At 57.1% G+C, this 7842-nt stretch carries 12 protein-coding genes; 1 reads left to right on the forward strand and 11 read right to left on the reverse strand.

Going from position 1 to position 7842, the window contains the following annotated elements; translation table 11 throughout:
• Nucleotides 1–92: 92 nt before the first annotated feature.
• From QVO51_RS02770 to QVO51_RS02820, 11 genes are all read right to left on the reverse strand, one after another.
• Nucleotides 93–587 (reverse strand): dihydrofolate reductase, encoded by a 495-nt coding sequence (locus QVO51_RS02770; protein WP_022357143.1) that lies wholly within the window; start codon nucleotides 585–587, stop codon nucleotides 93–95.
• Nucleotides 584–1402: a 2-amino-4-hydroxy-6-hydroxymethyldihydropteridine diphosphokinase gene (gene folK / locus QVO51_RS02775; protein ID WP_022357144.1), complete on the reverse strand. Its 819-nt coding sequence runs from the start codon at nucleotides 1400–1402 to the stop codon at nucleotides 584–586. Before folK ends, QVO51_RS02770 begins: the two co-directional genes overlap by 4 nt.
• The gene (folP, locus tag QVO51_RS02780) at nucleotides 1395–2216 is read right to left on the reverse strand and encodes a dihydropteroate synthase (protein WP_022357145.1); all 822 of its coding nucleotides are present in this window, start codon (nucleotides 2214–2216) and stop codon (nucleotides 1395–1397) included. The genes folK and folP overlap by 8 nt, the downstream gene beginning before the upstream one ends.
• An 8-nt stretch (nucleotides 2217–2224) precedes the next feature.
• Nucleotides 2225–2701, reverse strand: coding sequence for an HD domain-containing protein (locus tag QVO51_RS02785; RefSeq protein ID WP_022357146.1), 477 nt, complete (start codon nucleotides 2699–2701; stop codon nucleotides 2225–2227).
• Nucleotides 2698–3249, reverse strand: a complete 552-nt coding sequence (folE, locus tag QVO51_RS02790; protein WP_015557291.1) for a GTP cyclohydrolase I FolE — start codon at nucleotides 3247–3249, stop codon at nucleotides 2698–2700. The genes QVO51_RS02785 and folE overlap by 4 nt, the downstream gene beginning before the upstream one ends.
• 11 nt (nucleotides 3250–3260) lie before the next feature.
• Nucleotides 3261–4535 carry a bifunctional folylpolyglutamate synthase/dihydrofolate synthase gene (locus QVO51_RS02795; protein ID WP_281527609.1) on the reverse strand — a complete coding sequence of 425 codons (1275 nt, stop codon included), beginning with the start codon at nucleotides 4533–4535 and terminating at the stop codon, nucleotides 3261–3263.
• A 115-nt stretch (nucleotides 4536–4650) separates the two neighbouring features.
• Entirely contained in the window at nucleotides 4651–5262 is a 612-nt protein-coding gene (locus tag QVO51_RS02800; RefSeq protein WP_022357148.1) for a manganese catalase family protein, read from the reverse strand.
• Complete coding sequence (locus QVO51_RS02805; RefSeq protein ID WP_015557273.1) at nucleotides 5262–5516, reverse strand: spore coat protein CotJB; 255 nt, start codon at nucleotides 5514–5516, stop codon at nucleotides 5262–5264. The genes QVO51_RS02800 and QVO51_RS02805 overlap by 1 nt, the downstream gene beginning before the upstream one ends.
• Nucleotides 5500–5721: a spore coat associated protein CotJA gene (locus QVO51_RS02810; protein WP_015557272.1), complete on the reverse strand. Its 222-nt coding sequence runs from the start codon at nucleotides 5719–5721 to the stop codon at nucleotides 5500–5502. Before QVO51_RS02810 ends, QVO51_RS02805 begins: the two co-directional genes overlap by 17 nt.
• A 118-nt stretch (nucleotides 5722–5839) precedes the next feature.
• A complete protein-coding gene (locus QVO51_RS02815) occupies nucleotides 5840–6247 on the reverse strand; it encodes a DUF6678 family protein (protein ID WP_022357149.1) in 408 nt (135 codons plus the stop codon).
• Nucleotides 6248–6249: 2 nt separating this feature from the next.
• A complete protein-coding gene (locus tag QVO51_RS02820; protein WP_022357150.1) occupies nucleotides 6250–6816 on the reverse strand; it encodes a zinc ribbon domain-containing protein in 567 nt (188 codons plus the stop codon).
• 365 nt (nucleotides 6817–7181) lie between these two features.
• On the opposite strand from QVO51_RS02820, the gene QVO51_RS02825 reads away from it, so the two are divergent.
• On the forward strand, nucleotides 7182–7842 hold a 661-nt coding region (locus QVO51_RS02825; protein ID WP_288167785.1), incomplete at its 3' end, for an aldehyde dehydrogenase family protein.

The following is a 7842-nucleotide window of genomic DNA, read 5'->3' on the forward strand; positions in this document are numbered from 1 at the left end:
CCGGAGCAGCGCCTCCCCCATTACCGTAATTTTCTCCATACAGCAATCCCCCTTTGCGATCACACTGCTTAGTATGCCGCAAAGGGGGATTCTCATGCAAGGGTCTTGGGGGCGGGATTCCGGTACACCCGGAACTGGAATTCACCGTTGGTATCCGGCACCGGCTCCTCCGACTCTAGCATCCAGCCCAGCGCCGGTAAAGGCGCAGGAAAGGTGCAGTCCGCCGGGTAGATCCGCTCCGTATAGGTCATATGGGCGCAGGTGCAGAAGGGCAGCAAAAGTCGGTAGATCTCTGCCCCTCCGATGACCCATACAGGCCGGTTCTCCATGCTTCTGAGCATGCCGGGCAGCAAGGACAGCTCCCGGCAGAGGACAATATCCGGACGGGGCTGCATGCACCGACTGAGCACCAGATTCACCCGTCCCTCCAGTGGATGGAGCAGGGTTTCAAAGGTTTTCCGCCCCATGACAACCACGCCTCCGTAGGTCAGCCGTCGGAAGTGATGCAGATCCTGCGGCAGATGATAGGCGGTACGGCTGCCAAACCCGATGTGCCATGCACCGTCCACTGCGGCAATCAGGTTCATACCGGCTCCGGATTGTCCGCCAGCAGCTGTGCCACCGTCCGGTGCAGGACGGGATGCATCCAGTAGGGTGCCAGTTCACTGAGGGGCTTGAGTACGAAAAAACGGTTTGCCGCCTCCGGATGAGGCACCTGCAGCCGGGCATCGGAAATGATCCGGTCATCATAGAAGATCAAATCCAGATCCAGCGTGCGGGGACCCCAGTGGACCACCCGTTCCCGATGCCGGGACTGCTCGATGCGCTGCAAGTTGTCCAGCAATTCGTGGGGGGTATACAGGGTGTCCAGCACCATTGCCCCGTTGAGGAAATCCGGCTGCTCCGTGTATCCCACGGGTCTGGTGACCAGATAATCAGACATCCGGCAGTTGCGGCACATGGAATCCGACTGCAACGCCCGGACTGCCGCATCCAGATGGGCACGGCTGTCCCCCAGATTGGAACCCATAGACAGGGCGGCACGATGCCAGCTGCGGCTGATCTGTACGCTGACGGATTCCACCGGCAGATGCACCGGCGCCCAAGGCTTTGCAAGCTCCAGATCCACCCGGCGCACAAGGGGATATTCCCGGAGGATCCCCTGTGCCAGGTGCTCCGCCGCCGCCTCGATCAGCTGAAAGGTCTGCTGCATCTGCTGACAGATAAAGCTGCACACCTGCGCATAGTTCACCGTCCGGGTCAGATCATCCTGCATGCCGGCGGCACGGGTGTCCAGATGCAGCTCCGCCGAGATCAGAAACTTCTGTCCCAGCACACGCTCCTCCGGCAGGACGCCATGATTGGCAAACACCGTAAGATTTTGAATCCGGATTTTATCCATCCTGCCGTTCCTTTCCCAGAATGGCTTCGGTCATATCCACTGCCCGGCGATTTGCCAGCACGTCATGCACCCGGACAAACTGGCAGCCGGTCATAACCGCCACCACTGTTGTAGCAAGGGTTCCCTCCAGCCGCTGATCCACCGGAACATCCAGCGTCAGTCCGATCACGGATTTCCGGGAGGTGCCCAACAGCACCGGATACCCCAGCGCAGCGATCTCGCTGCCCCGCCGGATGATCTCCAGATTCTGCTCCCGGCTTTTGGCAAAGCCCACGCCTCCGTCCAGCAGGATCCGGTCGTCCGGGATTCCTGCGGCTTTTGCAAGGGCGATGCTCCGGCGCAGATCCGACAGTACATCCTCAAAGAAGCTGTCGTACACCGGCTCCTTCCGGTTATGCATCAGACAGCAGGCAGCCCCGGCCTGTGCCACAACCTCTGCCATGCCCGGCTCTGCCTGAAAGCCCCAGATGTCGTTAATCATATCCGCACCTGCCTGCAATGCGGCAGCAGCCACCGCCGGCTTGTAGGGGTCCGCCGACACGGGAATATCCAGCCGTGCCCGGATGGCTTCGATCACCGGCGTGATCCGGCTGATCTCCTCCTCATCGGAAATCCGGGTGTAGCCGGGACGGGTGGATTCTCCCCCCACGTCCAGAATATCCGCACCCTCCCGGAGCATCTGCTCTGCATGGTACAGGGCAGCGTCCAGCCCGGTATACCGTCCCCCATCGGAGAAGGAATCCGGCGTGACGTTCAGAATGCCCATTATATATGTATGATTCCCGTAAACACGGTTTCCGATTCTGGTTTTCATAGCCGCTCCTAGTACTTGATTTTCCGGTTTTTCTGGGAGGACTTCCAGTTGCATTCTGCTTCAGCCTCACACCGGAAACAGGGACGGGAACGCTTGTCCGCCTCGAACAAAAGATCTCCCAGTTCTGAGGTGGCTCTCCCCTTCCGATGCTCCAGGATCGCCTGACCGATCTGGCTGATCCAGGTCTCCGGGCAATCGCACTCCCGCAGAATCCGCTTTGCCAGCCGGGCGCCCGCCTTTTCGTGGGGGGTTTCCTGCTCCAGCTCCACATATCTGCCGCAGTCGTGCAGCAATCCGGCAGCATACACCAGGTCACGCTCCAGACCGCAGCCCCGCTCCAGGTTTATAATGTAAGCGATCCGGGCAACGTCCATCAGATGCTCCCAGCCATGCTTACAGAATTGCCGGTTTTCTTCATATTTGCTGTTCTTTTCCACGCATTGCAGGAACAGCTCATTTGCTGCAATGCGGTTGGTAACGGTCATCGTACCAGGCTGAAAAATTCCCGTTTCAGCTCCGGGTCCTTTGCGAATGCGCCGCGACTGCAATACGTCAGCGTTCTTGTGCCGGGCTTTTTGATGCCCCGCATGGTCATACATGTGTGTTCTGCGTCCACTGCTACCATTGCTCCTTTCGGGTGAAGCTCCGCCATCAGTGCGTCTGCGATCTGGGCAGTCATCTGCTCCTGGATCTGCAAACGCCGTGCGAATACTTCTACTGTCCTTGCCAATTTACTGATTCCCACTACCCTGCCGTCCGGAATATAGGCGATGTGTACCTTTCCGAAAAACGGCAGAAGGTGATGCTCACAGGTGGAATAAAACGTGATATCCTTTTCCAGAACCATTTCGCTGTCCGGGCTGGCAAAGGTGGTGGAAAGATGGGTGGATGCACTGTCTGCATATCCGGCAAACAGCTCTGCATACATTCTTGCCACCCGGTCAGGCGTATCCCGAAGCCCTTCCCGCTCCGGATCCTCACCGATGCCCTCCAGCAGTAGGCGCACCCCCTGCCTGATCTTTTCTGCGTCCATAAAAAGACTCCTCACTTCACTTTGTTGATCTCCGCCGCAGCCTCTGCCAGAAAAGACAGGGATCCGCACACTGCAATCACTGCATCCGAATGCCGGGCGGCTTCCCGGATTCCCTGAACGGGATCCGGCTCCACCCGGACTCTGGAAAAGTATGCTTCCGCCGCTGCTCCAAGCTGTCGGGCATCCAGTCCCCTTGCACCCGGTGCCGTTACCGCATACAGCCCGGAAGCGGTGCGACTGAGCCGCTGCAGCATCCGGTCATATGCCTTGTCCCGGAATACGCCCATCACAGCCAGAATCTCCCTGCCCGGAAACATTTGTTCCAGCCCGGTGCAGAAGGCATCCATGCCATGTGGGTTATGCGCCCCGTCCAGCACGAATACCGGCGCTTCTCCCAGCAGCTGAAATCTGCCCGGATGCCGTGCTGCTGCAAAGCCTCTGCGAATGTCCCCGTCGGAAATGGGCAGCCCCGCCTTTGCAAGCTGTCTGCATGCTTCCAGCGCCACCGCAGCGTTGCCGCACTGATACGCTCCATGCAGTCCCAGCAGATAGGGCTCCCCTTCTTCAGGCTTCAGCAGCATGCCCTTTGGAGTATCCTCCAGCATGGTCAATGCCCCCTCCGGCACGGGAATGCAGCGGCTGCCCGCAGCGGCGCATGCATCCTCCAGCACAGACAGCACAGCCGGAGTCTGGGGAGCGGTCACCAAGGGACAGCCGGGTGTGACGATGCCTGCCTTGTGCCGGGCAATCTCCTCCGGCGTATCCCCAAGAAACCGGGTATGATCCACTGCGATGGGGGTAATCACCGCCAGAAGCCGGTTTTCCGCCACATTCACGGCATCCAGGTCTCCGCCCATGCCGCATTCCAGCACTGCCAGACCACAGCCCTGCTGTGCAAACAGGGCAAAAGCAGCAGCCGTTTCCAGTTCAAAGCCGGTAGGGTAGATCCCATCCCGGGCAAGGGCTTCCGCACCCTGCCGCACCAGCGTGCATGCCTGTGCAAACTGCTCCGCCGTACAACAGGAGGTGCCCAGCTTATACTGTTCCAGCAATTGAAACACCGCCGGAGAGGTATACGTCCCGGCGGAACAGCCAGCTGCCTCCAGCACAGCGGACAGCATGGCGCACACGGAGCCTTTTCCGTTGGTACCTGCCACCACAATGGATTGCAGTCCCTTCTGGGGATTCCCCATCCGGGCAAGCAGCACCTGCATGGTGTCCAGTCCTGGTCGGATGCCCCGATCCCGCTGTCCGTGAAGCCATTGCATTGATTCCAGAAAATCCATAGTCCTTAATCACGATTCTTTCCCTGCGCCCATGCGCAGACTGCTCATTGTATTTTATCACAAAACAGGCAGAATGTCAAATGCACTCTGCCTGTTTTCAGCGAATCGCCGGATATTATTTTCTGCCGCAGCCCTTGTCGAATGCCGGGTTGCAGGCGTAGAAGTTCTTTGCGTTCAGCTTATCCTGGGTGATGCGCAGCGCTTCCCCGAATCGCTGGAAATGCACAAGCTCCCGCTGGCGCAGGAAGCGAATGGCATCCCGCACATCGTAGTCATCCGCCAGCCGCAGGATGTTGTCATAGGTGGTGCGTGCCTTCTGCTCTGCTGCCAGATCCTCTGTCAGATCCGTGATCACATCTCCGGTAGACTGAAAGAAGCTGGCTGTGAAGGGCTGCCCGGAAGCAGCAATGGGGTAAATGCCCGTGGTGTGATCCACAAAATAGGTGTCAAAGCCGGAACGCTTGATCTCCTCCGGTGTCAGATTCCGTGTCAGTTGGTATACAATTGTGGAAATCATTTCTACATGACCCAGTTCTTCGGTGCCTACATCCGTCAAAATGCCGCTGACCTCTCCATAGGGCATAGCATAACGCTGGCTCAGATACCGCAGGGCCGCACCCAGCTCGCCGTCCGGTCCGCCAAGCTGAGTAATGATAGCTTTCGCCAGCTTTGGATTGGGCTGCTTGATGTTGACCGGATACTGCAGCTTCTTTTCATAAGCGAACATCAGCACTGCCCCCCTTCCCAGGGCCAGGGATTTTCAACCCAGCTCCATGGCTCCGAACCGGCTGCCTGCTCTGCACGAAGCGGCCCGAACCGGCGTACATACTCCTCCTCCAGCTCCCGGCGGTGGCGGAGATGCTTCTCATACTGTTCCATAGCCCGACGGCACGCCGGATGCGTATCCAGATACAGCTGCAGGTCATACAGCGTGAAATCACACTGCTGTACCTGCCGCAACAGTTTAACCCTTTCGTCCATTGTCTGCCTCCCCTCCTGCTGCAAGGAACGGATAATACAGGCTGGGGAAAATGGTTCCCCGGCAAAATCCTTCTTCCATATCGTAGGGCTCTTCCCATGTCTGCATCGGCACATATGCCATGGCAAGGGGTGTTTCCTCCGGAAACCGCCCCCCCATGGGCATCTGGCTGCGCCCGTACAGCCCTCTGCGTTCATACTCCTGCATCGCTGTACACTCCTTTCTGTGCATCCATGCACATTACAATATATGCACAGCGGCAAAATCCGACACAGAATAACCCCCTGCCCTTTCCGGAAAATACGGGAAAGGCAGGGGGGTATATTCAACGATATCCGTAAATCAGATAATCTGAGCCGTACTGTTCAAAGGGAATGGCGTATTTTTGCAGCAGGCTTTCCAGCTGTTCGGAAGCATCCTGCACCTGCGGTGGGATCAACCGACCCCGACGCTCCAGATATCTGGGATGGATCCGGATCCATTCAATGGCGATTCCATCGAACTGATCGGCACCAAATTCAAAGGGATCCTCCCAGTCGCCCGGATCATAGTCATCCTGCATTGGCTTCGGCTGCTGCTCCTCGAAAAGGGTCTTCATCGTAAAGGACGGTGGAAAGGGCATTTCAAACCGCATCGCATTGCGGAGTTCGTTCCACTTGGTGTTATTCATGCAGCTGCAAAGCTGCCTTTGCTGTACGATCCGGAATGCCTGGCGTTTCCACGACTCGTCCATGTTTATTCCTTTGCAGGCTCTACGGTTACGTCCTCCTTGGGGACATCTACCACATCCTCTGCCGGGGTCATGCGTGCGCCGCATGCCGGACAGAATACTGCGTCTGCAACGGTTTCCACACCACATGCGGGACAGTGACTCTTGTCAGGTGTCTCAGCAACAGATTCTTCTGCCGGTTCCTCCTGCTTGACCTTTGCGCCGCAATAGGAGCAGAACACCGCACTGGACTTAACCCGCTTGCCGCATGCAGGACAAGTCGCACTGTTTTCCAGCTGGTTCAGCTCTGCCTGCTTCTGCTCAATCTCCTTCCGGGTCTCTGCAACCTTTGCGAACAGCTCCGCATATGCCTCATCTGCTTCTCCCTTGCTTCTGGTGTAGAACAGCTCTCCGATCTCCCGGAACACACCGGCGGTCTTATCCTCCAGCCCGGAAATCTCGTGCTTCAGCTTTGCAGTTTCTGCCATCTTCTTTGCACTGTTGGATGCACCCTTCACTGCCTTGCCGGTTGCAGCAGCCGCATTGGCTGCACTCTCCTTTACCTTATCGAAAAAATTACTCATATCTGCCATAGTCAGTTCCTCCTTGTCCGGGATGCTCTGGGCATCCTGCTCCTATCTGTAGTTTACCACGAATCTGCCGGATTGTCAATCTGGAATTTGCCGCTCTGGCATGTGCACTATGTACAAATACAAACATAAATAGTCGAAAAAATGTACATTTCCGCCATTGCATTTTTGCTTGGAATATGATAGTCTATAAGCAAGCGGTAAGGAAGTGTGCATGCCGCGATCCCGCAATTGGAATATGCGTTCCTTTTGCGTTTTTGTTCCCTTTTGTGTGTTAAAATATTCACAAACTTGCGGGATATACTAGCCATAAGCGGAAACGGGCACCCGTTTCCAGTACCCCCTTCTCAGAAAAAGGAGTGTGCAGTATGAACGAAAACCGTATTGTTGACAGCGTGGAGGCTCTGGAGGCAAAGCTCCGGGAAATCCGCAAGGCACAGGCCCAGTTTTCCACCTACTCCCAGCAACAGGTGGACGCCATCTTCCGGGCAGCCGCCCTTGCCGCATGCAAGCAGCGGATCCCCCTGGCAAAACAGGCTGTAGAGGAAACCGGCATGGGTGTTGTAGAGGACAAGGTCATCAAGAACCACTATGCGGCGGAGTACATCTACAACGCATATAAAAACGCCAAAACCTGCGGCGTGGTGGAGGAGAATGCGGCTTACGGCATCAAAAAGATTGCCGAGCCAATCGGAGTGATCGCTGCGGTGATCCCCACCACCAACCCCACATCCACCGCTATTTTTAAGACCCTGCTTGCATTGAAAACCCGGAACGGCATCATCATCAGTCCCCACCCCCGTGCCAAGCATTCTACCATTGCAGCGGCAAAGGTGGTACTGGAGGCGGCTGTTGCTGCCGGAGCGCCGGAGGGCATCATTGGCTGGATCGATGTGCCCAGTCTGGATCTGACCAACATGGTCATGAAGGAGGCGGACATCATCCTTGCAACCGGCGGCCCAGGTATGGTACACGCTGCATACTCCAGCGGCAAGCCTGCCATTGGAGTGGGTGCCGGCAATACCCCCG

The sequence above is a fragment of the Ruminococcus sp. CAG:379 genome, assembly GCF_000434255.1.
Taxonomy (GTDB): Bacteria; Bacillota; Clostridia; order Oscillospirales; family Ruminococcaceae; genus Ruminococcus_F; species Ruminococcus_F champanellensis.

Coding starts and splice junctions, on each gene's coding strand:
- QVO51_RS02770 (WP_022357143.1), bottom strand. CDS start 587: ATGAACCTGATTGCCGCAGTGGACGGTGCATGGCACATCGGGTTTGGC.
- folK (WP_022357144.1), bottom strand. CDS start 1,402: ATGGATAAAATCCGGATTCAAAATCTTACGGTGTTTGCCAATCATGGC.
- folP (WP_022357145.1), bottom strand. CDS start 2,216: ATGAAAACCAGAATCGGAAACCGTGTTTACGGGAATCATACATATATA.
- QVO51_RS02785 (WP_022357146.1), bottom strand. CDS start 2,701: ATGACCGTTACCAACCGCATTGCAGCAAATGAGCTGTTCCTGCAATGC.
- folE (WP_015557291.1), bottom strand. CDS start 3,249: ATGGACGCAGAAAAGATCAGGCAGGGGGTGCGCCTACTGCTGGAGGGC.
- QVO51_RS02795 (WP_281527609.1), bottom strand. CDS start 4,535: ATGGATTTTCTGGAATCAATGCAATGGCTTCACGGACAGCGGGATCGG.
- QVO51_RS02800 (WP_022357148.1), bottom strand. CDS start 5,262: ATGTTCGCTTATGAAAAGAAGCTGCAGTATCCGGTCAACATCAAGCAG.
- QVO51_RS02805 (WP_015557273.1), bottom strand. CDS start 5,516: ATGGACGAAAGGGTTAAACTGTTGCGGCAGGTACAGCAGTGTGATTTC.
- QVO51_RS02810 (WP_015557272.1), bottom strand. CDS start 5,721: ATGCAGGAGTATGAACGCAGAGGGCTGTACGGGCGCAGCCAGATGCCC.
- QVO51_RS02815 (WP_022357149.1), bottom strand. CDS start 6,247: ATGGACGAGTCGTGGAAACGCCAGGCATTCCGGATCGTACAGCAAAGG.
- QVO51_RS02820 (WP_022357150.1), bottom strand. CDS start 6,816: ATGGCAGATATGAGTAATTTTTTCGATAAGGTAAAGGAGAGTGCAGCC.